This is a genomic window from Kitasatospora sp. NPDC058406 (genome assembly GCF_042722765.1).
Classification (GTDB): domain Bacteria; phylum Actinomycetota; class Actinomycetes; order Streptomycetales; family Streptomycetaceae; genus Kitasatospora.
Window position 1 is genome coordinate 1 of the sequence record NZ_JBHXKE010000221.1, and the last position, 15,518, is coordinate 15,518.

A 15,518-nucleotide genomic window follows, 5' to 3' on the forward strand; every position below is an offset into this window, starting at 1 on the left:
CGGCCACCCCGGCCCGACCCCTCCCGGGCCCCTTCCCGCGCGGCCGATGGTGACGCTCCGTCAACAAGCCTTCCGGGCCGACCTGACAGAGAGCGGATGCGGACGGGATTGCTCCGCCCGCGACCGGGTTAGCCTCCCGGCATGATCGAGACCACAGGGCCGGTGTACCGGCCGGGCGATGACGACTACGACGCCCAACGGACCGGATACAACCTCGCGTTGGACCACCACCCCGCACTGGTGGTGGCCGCCGCCGACACCGCCGACGTCGCGGCCGCCGTCCGGTACGCCGACGAGCACGGCCTCGCGGTCGCCGTCCGCGCCACCGGCCACGGCATCTCCGTCCCCACCGACGGCCAGCTCGTCATCAGCACGGCGGGGCTGAAGGGCGTCACGGTCGACCCGGACGCCCGCACCGCCACCCTCGCGGCCGGCGTCCGCTGGCACGAGGTGCTCGCCGCCGCCGCACCGCACGGCCTCGCCCCGCTCAGCGGCTCCAACCCCGACGTCGGCGCGGTCGGCTACACCCTCGGCGGCGGCATCGGCCTGCTCGGCCGCCGCTACGGGTACGCCGCCGACCACGTCCGCCGCCTCGACGTGGTCACCGCCGACGGCCGGCTGCGCACCGCCACGCCCGACACCGAGCCCGACCTGTTCTGGGCCCTGCGCGGCGGCAAGGACAACTTCGGCGTCGTCGTCGCCATGGAGATCGACCTCGTCCCGGTCGCGACCCTGTTCGGGGGCGGCCTCTACTTCCCCGCCGAGTCCGCCGCCGCCGCGCTGCACGGCTGGGCCGAGTGGAGCCGGACGGTTCCCGAGGAGCTCGCCACCTCCGCCCAGCTGATCCGCTACCCCGACCTGCCCGTGCTGCCCGAACCGCTCCGCGGCCGGTACGCCGCCGTCCTCCGGGTCGCCTGGAGCGGCCCCGCCGACCAGGGCGAGGACCTGGTCAAGCCGCTGCGCGCCCTCGGCACCCCGCTGCTCGACACCGTGCGCGAGCTGCCGTTCCAGGACGCCGGCACCATCCACCACGAACCGCCGTTCGCGCACCCCGCGTACGACCGCAACACCGCGCTGCGGGAACTCGCCCCCGAGGCGGTGGACACCCTCCTCGACCTCGCCGGGCCGGACACGGACAGTCCGCTGATCGTCGAGGTCCGCCTCCAGGGCGGCGCCTACTCCCGCGAGCCAGCCGTGCCGAACGCGGTCGGCGGCCGCGACGCCGGCTACCTCGCCTTCTCCACCAGCCTGATCGAACCGGGCCGGCTCGACGACCTGCGCGCCGCCCACCGCACCCTGCACGAACGCCTCGGCCCGTGGTCCACCGGCGGGGCCTTCGCCAACTTCTTCGGCTTCGACGCCGCCGACCCGGCGACCGTCCGCGCCGCCTACCCCGAGGACGTCCACCGGCGGCTCACCGAACTCAAGGCCGTCTACGACCCGGGGAACCTCTTCCGCCTGAACTTCAACATCCCGCCCGCCGCCTGACGCCCGCCGCCCGACGCCCGCCGCCCGACGTCCGGCCGCGCGGTGCCGCCGGCCGACGTCCGGCCGCCACGACGTACGTTTCTCCTCGTCCTTCCCCGCCGGGCAACGGTTCACCACCGTCCCGGGCTCTGGGAGGGCGAGGAGGTACTCATGGGAGCCAAGAAGGCCGAGCGGGACTTCGAGTTCAACGCGTTCATGACCGGTGCCTGGCCACGTCTGATGCGCACGGCGTTCCTGCTGTCGGGGGAGCGCTACCTGGCGGAGGACCTGGTCCAGACGGCACTGGAACGGACGTACGCGGCCTGGGGGAAGGTCACCCGGGCCGACGATCCGTACGCGTACGTGCGCCGGATCCTGATCAACGAACACGCCCGCCGGTTCCGGCGGAAGCTTCCCGAGCGGCTGGTCACCGCCGTTCCCGAGCAGTCCGGCCCGGACGGCTTCGGACGGGTCGACGACCGGGCGGCGCTGCTGGAGGCGCTCGGCACGCTGCCCCCCGGGCAGCGCCAGGCGGTGGTGCTCCGGTACTGGGAGGACCTCAGCGAGTCCCAGGCCGCCGCCGCCATGGGCTGCTCCGTGGGCACGGTCAAGAGCCAGGCGTCGAAGGGGATCGCCAAGCTGCGCGAGCTCTCCTCACTCAACACCAGGACGAGCATCGGAGGTGCGGCGTGAACCGCGACGAAACAGGGTCGGCCGGAGCGGTCGAGGGAACGGGGGCGGTGGTCCGGGAGCTCTCCGGACTGGCGGAGACGGTGCAGATCGGCCCCGTGCCGTACACCGCCGTCCAGGCCGGAGGACGCCGCAGGGTGATGCGGCGGCGGTCCCTGCTGACGGGGGCGACGGCGCTCGCCGTGGTCGCGGCCGTCGGCGGCGTCGCGGCCGTCCACGGCGGCCCCGGCCCGTCGTCCCGGACCGGGCCGCTGATCGCGGCGTCCGCGCCGCTCTCGCCCGCGGCGGGCCCCGGACAGGCTCCGGCCGCCACACCCACCCAGACCGCCCCGCCAGCCCCCCGGGACCCGTTCACACCGGTCCGGGTGCAGATGGCGTCGGGCACCAAGGACGGCAAGCCGTGGACCGCCTGGGCGGCCCTCTGGCCGGCCGTCTCCAAGGAACAGGCCCTCCAGCAGGCCCGGCTGATCTGGGAGGAGGACAAGGCGGCGGGCTCCACCGACTCCCCGCCGACCCAGGACTACGTCGACCAGTACCGGCACGCCGACCACGACCAGGTGGTCTTCTCCCTGATCGTGGACGGCAAGCGGATCTCGCGGTCGGTGGCGAGCGAGCAGCCCGTCCGGGGCGCCGTCCCGTTCTGGGGCACCCCTCCGCCCGGCTCGACCCCGCCCGGCGGGGTCGAGGACGTCACCGGCGGCGCCGCCTTCCACGCCTGGGCCAAGAACGGCACCGACGACCCGTTCTACGGCGCCCCCGAGGTGGGCTTCTTCACGGTCGCCCCCGAGGTCTCCTACGCCGAGGTGAAGTGGGCCGACGGCACCGTCGCCCGGCCCGCCGTCGTGACCCTCGGCGACTCGCCCGTCCGCTGGATCGCCGCCGACGGCACCTCGTCCACGTACCGGGTCAGCCTCTACCGCGCGGACGGCACCCTCTTCGCGGCCCAGAAGGGCTGAGCCGTCCGTCCGGGGCCGGGTGCGCGGGTCCTGTGGTCGGAGCGGTCCACCGCCCCGGGTACCGGAGCGCGCAGCCCGGAACCCCCGGACGGGCCCGGGCCCGCCTGCGGACACACGAAGAAGGCCCCGGAGAGTGAACTCTCCGGGGCCTTCCCAGTACGGTGGCCAGGGCCGGGGTCGAACCGGCGACCTTCCGCTTTTCAGGCGGACGCTCGTACCAACTGAGCTACCTGGCCGTACTGCACCGTCTCTTGCGAGACGAGCGATCCCGACGGGACTTGAACCCGCGACCTCCACCTTGACAGGGTGGCGAGCTAACCAACTGCTCCACGGGACCTGAGGTGGTGTCGCTCCACCAGGTCTTGCCTTACTGCACTGTACTACGGTACTGCGTGCCCCCAACGGGATTCGAACCCGTGCTACCGCCTTGAAAGGGCGGCGTCCTGGGCCACTAGACGATGAGGGCTTGCGGCCTGTCCCGCTGTCTCCAGCGTTCGGGGACGTCGAGAAGCATATGGGATGCCGGGCGGATCGCCAAAACGGGTTTCGGCCAGGTGGGCGGTGGGGCGCCGGTGGGGCGGTTCGGCCCGGGTGCGAGCGCCGCGCGGTCGGGGTGCGGGCTCAGGACCAGCCGAGTTCGTCGAGCTCGTGGTCGTCGAAGCCGAAGTGGTGGGCGACCTCGTGGATCACCGTGGTGCGGACCTCGTCGACGACCTGCTCGCGGCTGTCGCAGAGGCGGAGGGTCGGTCCCCGGTAGACGAGGATCCGGTCCGGCAGCACGCCGGCGTACCACTCACCGCGTTCGGTGAGCGGGGTGCCCTCGTACAGGCCGAGGAGCTCGGGGTCGGCGGGGTCGGGTTCGTCCTCGACGAAGACCGCGACGTTGTCCATCATCGCCGCGAGCTGCGGGGGGATCTGGTCGAGCGCATCGCTGACCAGTACCTCGAAGTCTTCCCGGGTCATCTCCACCGGATCATTGTCGGGTCTGGGGTGACGGTGTGCCAGGCGGTCGACGGCGGTGTTTCATGGGCTCATGGCGACCTCGGAGGGCGTGGTGCCGGACGGCCCGGTGGGAGACCCGTCGCGGACGGTGGTCCCGCGGCGGCCGTCGGCGCTGCGCGGGCAGGGGCCGGCGGTGGCGGTGGTGGCGGTCGGCGGGGCGCTGGGGGCGGCGGCCCGGTACGGGGCCGGGCTGCTCTGGCCGACCGGGACGGCGGCGTTCCCGTGGACCACGCTGCTGGTCAACGTGGCCGGGTGCGCGGTGATCGGGGTCTTCCTGGTGGTGGTCACCGAGGGCCGTCCGGCGCACCCGTTGCTGCGGCCGTTCTTCGGGACCGGCGTGCTGGGCGGGTTCACGACCTTCTCGACGTACGCGGTGGACATCCGCGGCCTGCTGGAGGAGGGACGGCCGGGCCTCGGGCTGGCCTACCTCGGCGGGACGCCGGTGGCGGCGCTGGTGGCGGTCTGGGGGGCGTCCCGGGTGACGCGCCGTCTGGTCCGGCGCGGCGCGGGGAGGTCGGCGTGACGGGGCGGGGGCCGGAACCGGAACCGGGGGCGGATCAGGGGCGCGGTCCGGCGTCGTCGCGGCTGGGCGGGGAGGCGCTGCGGCTGACGGTGCTGGTCGGCGAGAACGACCGCTGCCGGCACCGCCCGCTGTACAGCGAGATCGTGCACCGGGCGCGGGCCGCCGGGCTGGCCGGGGCGAGCGTGTTCCGGGGGATCGAGGGTTTCGGGGCGTCGTCCCTGGTGCACACGGCGCGGCTGCTGTCGCTGAGCGAGGACCTGCCGGTGGCGGTGGTGATCGTGGACACGGAGGAGCGGGTGCGGGCCTTCCTGCCGCAGCTGGACGGGCTGGTGGCGGAGGGGCTGGTGCTGCTGGACCGGTGCGAGGTGGTCCGGTACGCGGGCCGCGGCGGGCCGTCCGCGGACGGCGCGGCGGGTCCGCGCGGCGAAGCCGGGGAGGCCGGGGCGTGAACTGGTTGCTGGTGGTGGCCGGCGCGGCGGTCGGTGCGCCGCTGCGGTACCTGACCGACCGGGTGGTGCAGTCCCGGCACGACTCGGTGTTCCCGTGGGGGACGTTCACCGTGAACGCGGCCGGCTGCCTGGTGCTGGGGCTGTTGACCGGCGCGGTGGCGGCCGGCGCCGCGTCCTCGCACGTCCGGCTGCTGGTCGGGACGGGGTTCTGCGGGGCGCTGACCACGTACTCGACCTTCTCGTACGAGACGCTGCGGCTGGCGGAGGGCGGGGCCGTGCGGTACGCGCTGGCCAACGTCGTGGGCAGCGTCGTGGCGGGCCTGGCGGCGGTCTACGCGGGGGCGGGCCTGGCCTCGGCGCTCTGGGGCTGATCGCCCGGCGAGCGGGGCGCCCTGGGGCGGTCGCGGGTCCGGTCGGGGCACGCCCGTTCGGACCCGGGGGCGGGCGCGGCGCTCGTTCGGGTGCTTCCGGTGGGCCGGTCCGTGTCCGTGCGCCGGGGGCGCGCGTTGGGCACCAGAAATGGTGGCCGCGCGCGGTGGGTGGGCGGTCCGCCCGGGGCGGGGTCAGGAGAGGGAGCGCGGTGGCGGCGAAGCGTGCGATGCGTGCGGTCCGTGCGGTGCGTACGGAGCGGGAGACGGGCACTCGGGAGGGGCGGCCGGCGGAGCCGTCGGCGGCCGGGATCCCGGCGAGGGAACCGGCGGAGTCCGGGCGCCCGGCGGCGGTGGTGCGGTCGCTCGCGGAGCGGCGGGCCGAGCCGCGCACGGCGGCGGTCCGGACCGGGGTGGTGCGGGCGGCGGCGGTGCTGGCGGTGGCCGGGCTGGGGCTGACCGGGTGCATGTCGGTGGGGCCCGGGGCGGACGAGAAGCACGGTGCGGTGCCGGTCGGCCAGGCGGGGACGGCGGCCAGGCCGGGGTCCGGCCCGTCGGCCTCGCCGACGGCCGGCGGGCACCAGGGCGGTGCCTCGGGGCGGCCGGAGCGTGCGGGGAGCGTGCAGGGGCAGAACGCGCCGGGTGGCGGCCTCGGCCCGGCCATGGGCGAGCAGCCCGTCGTGACGGGTGATCTGAGCGACGCGAACGGCGCACCTGCCGGCGCGGAGCCGGTACCGGCTGGTGCGCCCGGCGAGTCCGCGCCCGGCGTGAGCGGCTCGGCCGGGGGCGCGAGCGTCAGCCCGGCGCCCCACTCGGGCTCCGGTGCGACCGCGGGCGGTGCGGCGGGCGGCGCGGGCGGGACCGCGGGGACGGGACACACCACGGGGGGCACCGGGGCCACCACCGGGACGGGCGCGGGCCCCGGCGACGGCCGTTCCGGCGGCTCGGCGGCATCCACCCCGGCCGCGAGCCCGAGTGCCCGGCCGCCCGCCTCGCCGGAACCCGGGCACACCACGCCCGCGCCGACCGCCACCCCGGCGCCGGAGCCGTCACCCGCTGTGACGGCCTCGTCGGCACCGAGTGCGGGGACCGGAGGGTAGTGGCGCGTGCGGCCGGGCTCCGGTTCCCAGGTCCGGCCAGCGCATTTGCCTTTGATCCCGAGGTTCGTCTATGGTGGTAGATCGTTCGTTTGATCCATTTGACTGGCGCCCTAACTCACCTGGCGCCCTTGGCGCGTTCCGGCGATCCGTGGCTGACCGCATAGAGGCGGTTGTGAAACAGAACCCCGGACTTTGGCGCGTGCCACTTCCGGAAGGTTTTAGATGTCTCTCGTTGACGACGCCCGCTTCGCCATGCCTGCGAGCGAGTCCGCCGCCGATGCCACCACCACCGAGCCGACCACCGACTCCCTCGACGCCGCCCAGCCGGTCGTCGAGGCCGACGCCGAGCTGATCGCCGCCGTCGACGAGGTCGAGGTCGCCGACACCGACGCGGTCGAGACCGCCGAGGAGCCCGCCGAGCCCACCCTCACCTTCGGCGACCTGGGCCTGCCGGACGACATCGTCCGCGCCCTCGCCAAGCGTGACGTCACCACCCCGTTCCCGATCCAGGCCGCGACCATCCCGGACGCGCTGGCCGGCAAGGACGTGCTGGGCCGCGGCCGCACCGGCTCCGGCAAGACCCTCAGCTTCGGCCTGCCGCTGCTGACCCGCCTCGCCGCCGGCGAGCGCACCCGTGCCAAGCACCCGCGCGGCCTGATCCTCGTCCCGACCCGTGAGCTGGCGATGCAGGTCGCCGACGCCCTGGAGCCCTTCGGCTCGGTGCTCGGCCTGCGGCTCAAGGTGGTCTGCGGCGGTACCTCGATGTCCAACCAGATCTACGCGCTGGAGCGCGGCGTCGACGTCCTCGTCGCCACCCCCGGCCGCCTGCGCGACCTGATCAACCGCGGCTCCGCCAAGCTCGCCGACGTCCAGGTCGCCGTCCTCGACGAGGCCGACCAGATGGCCGACATGGGCTTCCTGCCCGAGGTCACCGAGATCCTCGACCAGGTGCCGGCCGGCGGCCAGCGCCTGCTGTTCTCCGCCACCCTGGAGAACGAGATCGACACCCTGGTCAAGCGCTACCTGAACAACCCGGTCACCCACGAGGTCGACCCGTCGGCCGGCGCGGTGACCACCATGACCCACCACATCCTCGTGGTGAAGCCCAAGGACAAGGCGCCGATCACCAACGCGATCGCCGCCCGCAAGGGCCGCACGATCATCTTCGTCCGCACCCAGATGGGCGCCGACCGCGTCGCCGAGCAGCTCGTCGAGGCCGGCGTGAAGGCCGACGCGCTGCACGGCGGCATGACCCAGGGCGCCCGTACCCGGGTCCTCGGCGACTTCAAGGACGGCTACGTCAACGTCGTCGTCGCCACCGACGTCGCCGCGCGAGGCATCCACGTCGACGGCATCGACCTGGTCCTCAACGTCGACCCGGCCGGTGACCACAAGGACTACCTGCACCGCTCGGGCCGCACCGCCCGTGCCGGCCGCTCCGGCACCGTCGTCACCCTGGTGCTGCCGCACCAGCGCCGCGGCGTCTTCCGCCTGATGGAGGACGCGGGCGTCGACGCCGGCCGCCACATCCTGGACCACGCCTTCGACCCCGAGGTGGCCCGGATCACCGGCGCCCGTTCGCTGGTCGAGGTCCAGGCGGAGAGCGCGGCGAACATCGCCGGTGCCGCCGAGCGCGAGGTCGCCGACATGGGCCGCCAGCTGGAGCGCGCCCAGCGTCGCGCCGCCGAGCTGCGCGACGAGGCCGACCGGCTGTCCGCGCGGGCCGCGCGCGAGCGTGCCGACCTGGGCATCGTGGACGAGGCCCCGGCCGCCGAGGCCGAGGGCGAGGCCGTGACCACCGGCGAGACCGCCGTGACCGAGCCGGCCGCGACCCCCGCGGTGACCGAGGAGCGCGCGCCGTCGCACCGCGAGGCGCGCAGCGAGCGCCCCGCGTTCCGCGAGGACCGTCCGTCCTTCAACCGTGACCGTGACGACCGCGGTGGCCGCTCCGGTGGCTTCAACCGTGACCGTGACGACCGTGGCGGCTTCAACCGCGACCGTGGGGACCGTCCGTCCTTCAACCGTGACCGTGACGACCGCGGTGGCCGCCCCGGTGGCTTCAACCGTGACCGTGACGACCGCGGCGGCTTCAACCGCGACCGTGACGACCGCGGCGCCCGCTCCTTCGGCGACCGCCCGGCCCGCTCCTTCGGTGACCGTCCGGCCTTCGGCCGTGACGAGCGCGGTGGCAGCGCCGGCGGCGGCAGCAGCCGTCCGTTCTCCCGCCGTGACGACCACCGCTCCGGTGGCCGCCCGCAGGCCGGTGGCGGTTTCAACCGTGACCGTGACGACCGCGGTGGCCGCCCCGGTGGCCCCAGCTCGGGCGGTTTCAACCGCGACGACCGCAAGCCGCGCTGGAAGAACTGACGCCGCAGGCGTCCCGGCCCTCCGGCGAGGCCGCGGGGCGCGGTGACTGAGCGTTGACGACGGGCCCGTTCCACCTCGGTGGAGCGGGCCCGTCGGCGTTCCCGCCCGCAGGAAGGGGGCGGGCGGCGTCCGGGCGGGCCGGGCGCGTTGTTCTGGTGCTGAGAATAACCAGTGGCGCCGGCCGGCCGGCGTCCCCTACCGTCGCGGACATGAGCAGCAGAATGCGCAACGTGGCGGCGGAGAACGAGGGGATCGTCGAGCGGGGGAGCTACCGGGCGCCCGGGGGCGAGCTCGTGGACCTGGCCGGGTCGTTGGCGGCGGCCCGCGCCGGGACGGTGTCGTACGCCCCGGCGGAGCTGGACGGGCTGGTGTCGGCGGGCGGCCCGGGGCCGGTGGTGCGGCCCGAGGCCGTCGAGGTCACCGCCGAGGGCAGCATCGGGGCGGCCCGGCGGCTGGTCGAGGCGGGCGCGGGCCCCGTCGGGGTGCTCAACTTCGCCTCCGCGCGGAACCCGGGCGGCGGTTACCTGCGGGGCGCCCGCGCCCAGGAGGAGGACCTCTGCCGCAGCGCCCTGCTGTACACCTGCCTGTTGGAGGCGCCGGACTACTACGAGGCGCACCGGGCCTCCCGCGACCTCAGGTACAGCCACCGGGTGATCGTCTCGCCCGAGGTGCCGGTGATCCGCGGCGGGGGCGGCGAGCTGCTGGCCCGGCCGTACCCGGTCACCTTCCTCACCTCGCCGGCACCGAACGCCGGTCAGCTGGCGCTGCGTTCGGACGCCGGGGACACCGGGACGGAGACGGCCGGCCCGGCCGTGGACGCCGGTGCGACCGTGGACGTCCGGGGCGTGCTCGCCGAGCGGGCCGAGCGGGTGCTCGCCGCGGCGGCGCGGCACGGGATACGCGGGCTGGTGCTGGGGGCGTGGGGCTGCGGGGTGTTCCGCAACGACCCGGCCCAGGTGGCGGAGGCCTTCGAAGGGGCGCTGTCCCGGTACGGGGCCGCCTTCGACCGGGTGGTGTTCGCGGTCTGGGACCGGACGCCGGTCTCGCCGAACCGGGACGCCTTCGAGGCGCGGTTCGGGGGCTGACAGCCCCCGCGCGGGCTCAGCCCCTGGGGGCCGACGGCCTGGTGACGACCGCCGACGCGACGGCCGAGGCGGCGGCGACCACGCCGGTGACGGCGAGGACGGACGGCCAGGCGCCGATCCGCTTCGCCAGCGGGTGCGAGCCGCCGAACGCGACCACGTACAGCCCGGTCAGCGCGGCAGCGGTGGCCGCACCCGAACGCCGGTGCCACTGCGCGGCCGCGCCGGCGCCCGCCACCGCCAGGACGGCCCCGCCGAGTTGGCGGTTGCCGGTCCACCGGGCGACGCCGTAGCCGCCGACCAGACCGCTCGCCGCGGTCAGCGCGGCGGGCACGGTGGCCGTGAGCGCGTTCGGGATCCTCGCCATGGTCGACTCCACTCCTCAGCAGACTCCTCGGACCTCCGACCATAGCCCGCCCGCGGCGCGCGTCCTCGTGCGGGCCGCTCCGCCGCCCGTCCGGCGAAATCCCCCGCGCGGCCCGGTCGCCGTGCCCCGTACTCACCCGGGTGACCGCGGTGCCGCTCGGTACCTCCGCCTCCGCGCCGGTGCAGGTGGGCACCGTCGTCCTCGTCCTGGCCGCCGCGTCCACCTGGGAACACCGGGCTGTCGTAGCCCGGTGAGAGACTCCCCCCGTGACTGACCACGTGATCACCGACGGCCTCTACCGGATCCGGAACGTCGCCGCCGGCCTGCTGCTGGAGATCGCCGACGGCAGCCGCCGCAGCGGCGCCAAGGCGGTGCTCGGTGCGGAGGACGGCTCGGACGCGCAGCTCTGGCGGCTGAGCGCCGTCCACCTCGGTGGTGCGCTGTTCCACGTCGAGAACGTCGCCGGCGGCAAGCGGCTCGACGTCACCGGAGCCTCTCCGGAGAACGGCGTCCCGGTCCAGCAGTGGTCCGCCAACGCCTTCGGCGCCCAGGAATGGCTGGTCGAGCACCACCTCGACGACCCCGGCACGTACACGCTCACCAGCTTCGTCAGCGGCAAGGCCCTCACCGCCCCGGACGGTCCGGTCACCGAGCCGCCCGCCCCCGTCCACCAGTGGGAGGACACCGACTCGCCGGCCCAGTGGTGGCGGCTGGAACGGCAGTAGCGGCCCGTCGCAGGTCAGCCCAGGACGAACCCCGCGTGCTTGAACACCGACCGGTCGTGCCAGCCCAGGAAGTCGTGCGCGCGCGCCGAGAGCGGTCGGTCGGGGCGCGCCACCGGGAGGTCGCCCAGGGCCAGGACGGCCCGGCCCGCGGGTGAGTCCGTCCGGTAGTGGGGGGAGACACGGACGGTGCGGTCCTCCGTCACCCCGAGCACGCCGAAGTCGAACAGCGCGTGGTGCAGGGAGCAGAGCGCGAGCGCGTTGTCGACGACGTCGGGGCCGCCCTGGCTGTGCCACTGGACGTGCGCCGCCTCGATGCCCACGGCGGCGCGGCCGAGCCGGCCGTCGTACCCGCAGATCGCACAGGCGTGGTCGAACGCCCGCAGCACGTCGGCGGCGAAGCCGGCGGCCCGGACCCGGCGCCGGGTGATCCGGTACGCCGGCCCGCCCCCCGGCCCGCCCCCCGTCCCGCCCGCCGCAGGGAGCTCCAGGTCGGCGACGTCCAGCTCGGGCAGGGCCACGTCGGCCTGTTCGCAGATCGCCGCCTCCAGGGTGGGTGTGAAGTGCCGGTCCAGCAGCAGCCGGACGGCGACCGCGAGGGCCGACGGGTCCTCGGTGAGCAGCCGTTCGACCTCCGGCCGCAGCCGGCCCACCGCGTCGACCCGGCGCAGTGCGGCACCGCTGTCCCGGACGTCCTTGGCGTCGAGCGGCCGCCCGGCGCCGTCCCGCAGGGTCCAGAGGCTCCGCTCCAGGTGGACGAACGGCATCGCCGCCCGCTGGGCTGCCGTGTTGCGGCCCACGGCGGGCCCGTAGTCGTTGATCAGCCGGCTGACCGGCTGCTCGGCCTCCGCGTACGGCACCTCGCTGGTGCCGAGACGGGCGTGGCGGCCGAGCAGCCAGAGCAGCAGCAGCGGCTTGTGCGGCGCGCGGACGCCGTTGCTCTGCGCCTGCCGGATCCCGGCCAGCCCGGCGAGCAGTTCGCCACGCCTCATGCCCCGTTCTCCCCCCGCTCCGCCGCCTCCCGCGTTCCCGTCACTCCGACAGGTTGGCCCGGAGGGCGTCGAGGTCCTCGTCCGTCGCGCCGTGGGCGTGCAGGTAGGCGGTGACGGAGCCGTGGTGGGCACGGATCCAGTCGAAGGAGGAGGTGAGGAGTTCCTCGGAGATGGGCCGGGAGATGCGCTCGGTACCGGTCTCGTCGATGTAGGGCGTGGGCCCGTCGAGGAGGCCGAGTCCGGTGTTGGAGCGCAGGAAGTCGGCGAGGATCTCGGCCTCGGAGGCGCCCAGCAGCTCCTGGACGACGGCGATGGTGAGTCCGGTGCGGTCCTTGCCGACGGCGCAGTGGACGACGGCCGCCAGGGTGCCGGGGGTGCCGAGCCGGCGGATCGCGGCGACCAGCGAGGGACCGGCGGTCGCGGCCATGAACGGGTAGAGCTCCGCCTGGCCCTCCGGCCAGGGCCGGTCGGTGTCCTCGCGGTTGGCGGGCAGGGTGGGGAGGCTGAGCGTCTCGTGGTCGAGACCGTGCCGCAGGTCCGGCCAGACGTCCAGCTCGAACGGGCTGCGCAGGTCGATCACGGTCCGCAGCCCGAGCGCCTTGAGCCGCTGGGCTCCCTCGGGCGCGAGGGTGTGGAACGAACCGGAGCGGAAGAGCACGCCGCGCCGGAGCGAGCCGACGCCTCCGGCGTCGCGGAAGTTGCGCACCCCGGGGATGTCGATGAAGGCGGACGGCAGGTCGGGTTCACGGTCCGGCAGGTCGTCGGTCATGGCCCTTACCGTACGGGCGCGGGCGCCGCCGGGGGAAGGAATCGGGACACTGCGATCACGCTTGACTTGAAGTCGGCTTCAATTCCTAGGGTCGGTGTCGAGGAACCGGCCCGGCGCGGAGTCGTCGCAGCCGGGCGGAACAGAGGACAGGGAGCCGGCCGTGGAGTACTCGCACAGCGACGCCGAGTTGATCAAGCAGCCCATCGGGTACTGGAGCTGGGCGGCCTACAAGGCCGTCGTCACCCGCACCCGTGGCGCGCTGGAGGAGATCGGCACCACCCAGCCGCAGTGGTGGGTGCTGGCCCAGGTGGCCCGCGCCGGTGCGCCCTTGACGCGGGAGGACGTCTCCCGGGTCCTGCGCGAGTACCTGGACACCGGGCCGGAGGCCCTGGCCGCGGAGATCGACACCACCGTCACGCAGGGCTGGATCGTGGAGGAGGCGGGGGGCCGCCTCACGCTCACCTCCGACGGCCGGGCGTTCTTCGACAAGGCGGCCGGCCTCCAGGACGACCTCTGGGCGGAGCGCCACGCGGACATCACCGACGAGGAGTACCTGACCACCCTCAAGGTCCTCCAGCGCTTCATCCACAACACCGGTGGCCGGGCCTGGCACCACTGAGCCGCCGGGGCCCCGCCGGGAGGGATCCCCGCCGGGGCCCCGGCCACTGCCCTCGTCACCGCCCGCCGGACACGTCCAGGAACGCCCCCGTGGTGTACGAGGAGGCCGGCGACAGCAGGAACAGGATCGCCTCGGCGACCTCCTCCACCTCCCCGCCCCGACGCATCGGCAGGCCCGGCGCGACCCGGTCGACCCGGCCGGGCTCGCCGCCCAGCGCGTGGATCCCGGTGCGGATCAGCCCCGGGCGGACGGCGTTGACCCGGATGCCCTCGGCCGCGACCTCCAGGGACAGGCCGCGGGTCATCGTGTCGACGGCGGCCTTCGCGGCCGCGTAGTCCACGTACTCGTTGGGCGAGCCGAGCCGGGCGGCGGCGGAGGAGACGTTGACGATCGCGCCGCCCCGCCCGCCGTGCCGGGTGGACATCCGGCGGACCGCCTGCGCGGCGCAGAGGAACGGACCGGTGATGTTGGCGGCCCAGATCCGGTTGAGACGCTCCTCGTCGATGTCCTCCAGCCGGCCCTGCTTCTCCAGCGTCCCGGCGTTGTTCACCAGCGCGGTGAGCGGACCGAGTTCGGCGTCGACGGTGGCGAACAGCCGCTCCACCTCGGCGCTGCGGGTGACGTCGGCCCGGACGGCGAGCGCGGTGCCGCCCCCGGCCCGGATCTCCTCCACCACGGCGGCGGCGGAGGCTTCGTCGGTCCGGTAGTTGACGCAGACGCGGTAGCCGCGGCGGCCGGCCAGCCGAGCGGTGGCGGCTCCGATGCCGCGCCCGGCACCCGTGATCAGGACCACGTCGGGGCGGTCGGTCTGCTCGGAAGCGGCAGCGGAATCGGTGGCGGTCGACATGCTCCGCACCCTACTCTTCCCCGCTTCGCCGCCGGCGTCGCCACCGCCGCCCTCGTGGTCCTCGGCGCACCGAACTCGGCTGCGGAGCAGCGGGCTTGAGCGGCAGTCCCGGGGCCCACCCGCGACCTCTCGCGGCCCCGGGGGCGGCCCAGGGGGCGGCCCCACGGGAGGTCATGTCCGCGGCGGGTCCACCGCCCGCGGCCCGTCGCGGTGGACGCCGCCGCCCGGAAATCGCTCGCCCGGCGCGGCCCCGCCGGGTGACACTGCCAACCGAGATCCGACGAAGGGAAGCCCATGCCCGCCACCGCCCCCGGCGCCGTCCTGCTGTCCGGCATCGTCGGCTCGACCGCGTACGGGCTGGCCCACGCCGGCTCCGACATCGACCGTCTCGGCCTCTTCGCCGCCCCGACCGAGGGCTTCCACGGCCTGCACCACCCCGCCGAGTCACAGGTCACCACCGCGCCCGACCGCACCCTGCACGAGGCCGCCAAGTGGTGCCGCCTCGCGCTGAGCTGCAACCCCACCGCCACCGAACTCGTCTGGCTGCCCGAGGACCTGTACGAGGTCCGCACCCCGCTCGGCGACGAGCTGATGGCGATACGCCGGTCGTTCCTGAGCGCCCGCGCCGTCCGCAACGCCTACCTCGGCTACGCCACCCAGCAGTTCAGGAAGCTCCTGACCCGTGACACCACCGAGGCGACGACCAGGGCCCGGGCCGCCAAGCACGCCCGCCACCTGGTCCGCCTGCTGGAACAGGCCGTCCACCTCCACGAGACCGGCCACAACCTGGTCCGCCTTCCCGACCCGGGCCGCGTCCGTGAGCTCGGCGAACGCATCGCCGACGAGCCCGCCGTCGCCGAACGCCTCCTCGCCACCGCCAACGAGCGCCTCGACCGGCCCGGCGCCCTCCCCGACCGCCCCGACGAGCGCCCCGCCGAGGCCTGGCTCCACCGCGTCCGCGCCGCCCACTACACCCCGGCGGCCACCCCCGCCCCCTGAACCCGGCGCGCCCGCGCAATCCACTGGCGAAGCCCCTCCCCGTACCGGGTAGGATCGCCGTGGTTCGCTCCACCCGGCGCGGACCACGGGGCGCTAGCTCAATTGGCAGAGCTGCGGACTTTTAATCCGTAGGTTCAGGGTTCGAGCCCCTGGCGCCCCACCGCAGGAGGCCCGGGCCGGACGTTGTCCGCCCCGGGCC

16 protein-coding genes and 4 tRNA genes are annotated in these 15,518 nt (G+C 75.1%); 12 read left to right on the forward strand and 8 right to left on the reverse strand.

Annotated features, from left to right (window positions below):
- The first annotated feature begins 141 nt into the window (after positions 1 to 141).
- From ACFWOG_RS32025 to ACFWOG_RS32035, 3 genes are all read left to right on the forward strand, one after another.
- The gene (locus ACFWOG_RS32025) at positions 142 to 1,488 is read left to right on the forward strand and encodes an FAD-binding oxidoreductase (RefSeq protein ID WP_380362593.1); all 1,347 of its coding nucleotides are present in this window, start codon (positions 142 to 144) and stop codon (positions 1,486 to 1,488) included.
- Positions 1,489 to 1,638: 150 nt separating this feature from the next.
- On the forward strand, positions 1,639 to 2,160 hold the full coding sequence (locus ACFWOG_RS32030; protein ID WP_329949115.1) for a SigE family RNA polymerase sigma factor: 522 nt from the start codon (positions 1,639 to 1,641) through the stop codon (positions 2,158 to 2,160).
- Positions 2,157 to 3,113, forward strand: a complete 957-nt coding sequence (locus ACFWOG_RS32035) for a hypothetical protein (protein WP_380362595.1) — start codon at positions 2,157 to 2,159, stop codon at positions 3,111 to 3,113. Before ACFWOG_RS32030 ends, ACFWOG_RS32035 begins: the two co-directional genes overlap by 4 nt.
- 162 nt (positions 3,114 to 3,275) lie before the next feature.
- Here the strand turns inward: ACFWOG_RS32035 and ACFWOG_RS32040 are convergent.
- The 4 genes from ACFWOG_RS32040 to ACFWOG_RS32055 all read right to left on the reverse strand — a co-directional run bounded on the left by ACFWOG_RS32040 (position 3,276) and on the right by ACFWOG_RS32055 (position 4,076).
- A tRNA-Phe gene (locus ACFWOG_RS32040) sits at positions 3,276 to 3,349 on the reverse strand.
- 27 nt (positions 3,350 to 3,376) lie between these two features.
- A tRNA-Asp gene (locus tag ACFWOG_RS32045) sits at positions 3,377 to 3,450 on the reverse strand.
- Positions 3,451 to 3,506: 56 nt separating this feature from the next.
- Positions 3,507 to 3,579 (reverse strand) — tRNA-Glu (locus ACFWOG_RS32050).
- Positions 3,580 to 3,734: 155 nt separating this feature from the next.
- Positions 3,735 to 4,076: a metallopeptidase family protein gene (locus ACFWOG_RS32055; RefSeq protein ID WP_329884514.1), complete on the reverse strand. Its 342-nt coding sequence runs from the start codon at positions 4,074 to 4,076 to the stop codon at positions 3,735 to 3,737.
- A gap of 70 nt (positions 4,077 to 4,146) precedes the next feature.
- On the opposite strand from ACFWOG_RS32055, the gene crcB (ACFWOG_RS32060) reads away from it, so the two are divergent.
- The 5 genes from crcB (ACFWOG_RS32060) to ACFWOG_RS32080 all read left to right on the forward strand — a co-directional run bounded on the left by crcB (ACFWOG_RS32060) (position 4,147) and on the right by ACFWOG_RS32080 (position 10,007).
- The gene (gene crcB / locus ACFWOG_RS32060) at positions 4,147 to 4,638 is read left to right on the forward strand and encodes a fluoride efflux transporter CrcB (RefSeq protein ID WP_329949117.1); all 492 of its coding nucleotides are present in this window, start codon (positions 4,147 to 4,149) and stop codon (positions 4,636 to 4,638) included.
- A gap of 62 nt (positions 4,639 to 4,700) precedes the next feature.
- Positions 4,701 to 5,087 carry a DUF190 domain-containing protein gene (locus ACFWOG_RS32065; protein WP_329884987.1) on the forward strand — a complete coding sequence of 129 codons (387 nt, stop codon included), beginning with the start codon at positions 4,701 to 4,703 and terminating at the stop codon, positions 5,085 to 5,087.
- On the forward strand, positions 5,084 to 5,458 hold the full coding sequence (gene crcB, locus ACFWOG_RS32070) for a fluoride efflux transporter CrcB (RefSeq protein ID WP_329949118.1): 375 nt from the start codon (positions 5,084 to 5,086) through the stop codon (positions 5,456 to 5,458). Before ACFWOG_RS32065 ends, crcB (ACFWOG_RS32070) begins: the two co-directional genes overlap by 4 nt.
- Before the next feature lie 1,319 nt (positions 5,459 to 6,777).
- On the forward strand, positions 6,778 to 8,922 hold the full coding sequence (locus ACFWOG_RS32075) for a DEAD/DEAH box helicase (RefSeq protein ID WP_380362598.1): 2,145 nt from the start codon (positions 6,778 to 6,780) through the stop codon (positions 8,920 to 8,922).
- Between the two features lie 209 nt (positions 8,923 to 9,131).
- The gene (locus ACFWOG_RS32080; protein ID WP_329947859.1) at positions 9,132 to 10,007 is read left to right on the forward strand and encodes a TIGR02452 family protein; all 876 of its coding nucleotides are present in this window, start codon (positions 9,132 to 9,134) and stop codon (positions 10,005 to 10,007) included.
- A gap of 16 nt (positions 10,008 to 10,023) precedes the next feature.
- On the opposite strand, the gene ACFWOG_RS32085 is transcribed toward ACFWOG_RS32080, so the two are convergent.
- Complete coding sequence (locus ACFWOG_RS32085; RefSeq protein ID WP_329878637.1) at positions 10,024 to 10,371, reverse strand: hypothetical protein; 348 nt, start codon at positions 10,369 to 10,371, stop codon at positions 10,024 to 10,026.
- A gap of 266 nt (positions 10,372 to 10,637) precedes the next feature.
- Between ACFWOG_RS32085 and ACFWOG_RS32090 the strand changes: the two genes are divergently transcribed.
- Entirely contained in the window at positions 10,638 to 11,096 is a 459-nt protein-coding gene (locus tag ACFWOG_RS32090; RefSeq protein ID WP_380362600.1) for an RICIN domain-containing protein, read from the forward strand.
- 14 nt (positions 11,097 to 11,110) lie between these two features.
- Here the strand turns inward: ACFWOG_RS32090 and ACFWOG_RS32095 are convergent, their stop codons facing one another.
- Positions 11,111 to 12,085 (reverse strand): phosphorothioated DNA-binding restriction endonuclease, encoded by a 975-nt coding sequence (locus ACFWOG_RS32095; protein WP_380362602.1) that lies wholly within the window; start codon positions 12,083 to 12,085, stop codon positions 11,111 to 11,113.
- Positions 12,086 to 12,125: 40 nt separating this feature from the next.
- Positions 12,126 to 12,854 (reverse strand): tyrosine-protein phosphatase, encoded by a 729-nt coding sequence (locus ACFWOG_RS32100; RefSeq protein ID WP_329947862.1) that lies wholly within the window; start codon positions 12,852 to 12,854, stop codon positions 12,126 to 12,128.
- A 160-nt stretch (positions 12,855 to 13,014) separates the two neighbouring features.
- Between ACFWOG_RS32100 and ACFWOG_RS32105 the strand changes: the two genes are divergently transcribed.
- Positions 13,015 to 13,473 carry a MarR family winged helix-turn-helix transcriptional regulator gene (locus ACFWOG_RS32105; protein ID WP_329878629.1) on the forward strand — a complete coding sequence of 153 codons (459 nt, stop codon included), beginning with the start codon at positions 13,015 to 13,017 and terminating at the stop codon, positions 13,471 to 13,473.
- A gap of 55 nt (positions 13,474 to 13,528) precedes the next feature.
- Here ACFWOG_RS32105 and ACFWOG_RS32110 read toward each other — a convergent pair whose 3' ends face one another.
- Positions 13,529 to 14,320, reverse strand: coding sequence for an SDR family oxidoreductase (locus ACFWOG_RS32110; RefSeq protein ID WP_380362604.1), 792 nt, complete (start codon positions 14,318 to 14,320; stop codon positions 13,529 to 13,531).
- A 294-nt stretch (positions 14,321 to 14,614) separates the two neighbouring features.
- Here ACFWOG_RS32110 and ACFWOG_RS32115 point away from each other — a divergent pair, with 294 nt between their 5' ends.
- Both ACFWOG_RS32115 and ACFWOG_RS32120 read left to right on the forward strand, forming a co-directional pair.
- Positions 14,615 to 15,319 carry a DNA polymerase beta superfamily protein gene (locus ACFWOG_RS32115; RefSeq protein ID WP_380362605.1) on the forward strand — a complete coding sequence of 235 codons (705 nt, stop codon included), beginning with the start codon at positions 14,615 to 14,617 and terminating at the stop codon, positions 15,317 to 15,319.
- A gap of 87 nt (positions 15,320 to 15,406) precedes the next feature.
- Positions 15,407 to 15,479, forward strand: a tRNA-Lys gene (locus tag ACFWOG_RS32120).
- The last annotated feature ends 39 nt before the right edge of the window (positions 15,480 to 15,518 follow it).

What these genes read in the sequence shown, in the direction of transcription:
- ACFWOG_RS32075 (WP_380362598.1), top strand. Translation starts at nt 6,778, where the DNA reads ATGTCTCTCGTTGACGACGCCCGCTTCGCCATGCCTGCGAGCGAGTCC.
- ACFWOG_RS32115 (WP_380362605.1), top strand. Translation starts at nt 14,615, where the DNA reads ATGCCCGCCACCGCCCCCGGCGCCGTCCTGCTGTCCGGCATCGTCGGC.
- ACFWOG_RS32095 (WP_380362602.1), bottom strand. Translation starts at nt 12,085, where the DNA reads ATGAGGCGTGGCGAACTGCTCGCCGGGCTGGCCGGGATCCGGCAGGCG.
- ACFWOG_RS32100 (WP_329947862.1), bottom strand. Translation starts at nt 12,854, where the DNA reads ATGACCGACGACCTGCCGGACCGTGAACCCGACCTGCCGTCCGCCTTC.
- ACFWOG_RS32080 (WP_329947859.1), top strand. Translation starts at nt 9,132, where the DNA reads ATGAGCAGCAGAATGCGCAACGTGGCGGCGGAGAACGAGGGGATCGTC.
- crcB (WP_329949117.1), top strand. Translation starts at nt 4,147, where the DNA reads ATGGCGACCTCGGAGGGCGTGGTGCCGGACGGCCCGGTGGGAGACCCG.
- ACFWOG_RS32110 (WP_380362604.1), bottom strand. Translation starts at nt 14,320, where the DNA reads ATGTCGACCGCCACCGATTCCGCTGCCGCTTCCGAGCAGACCGACCGC.
- ACFWOG_RS32055 (WP_329884514.1), bottom strand. Translation starts at nt 4,076, where the DNA reads ATGACCCGGGAAGACTTCGAGGTACTGGTCAGCGATGCGCTCGACCAG.
- ACFWOG_RS32085 (WP_329878637.1), bottom strand. Translation starts at nt 10,371, where the DNA reads ATGGCGAGGATCCCGAACGCGCTCACGGCCACCGTGCCCGCCGCGCTG.
- ACFWOG_RS32030 (WP_329949115.1), top strand. Translation starts at nt 1,639, where the DNA reads ATGGGAGCCAAGAAGGCCGAGCGGGACTTCGAGTTCAACGCGTTCATG.
- ACFWOG_RS32025 (WP_380362593.1), top strand. Translation starts at nt 142, where the DNA reads ATGATCGAGACCACAGGGCCGGTGTACCGGCCGGGCGATGACGACTAC.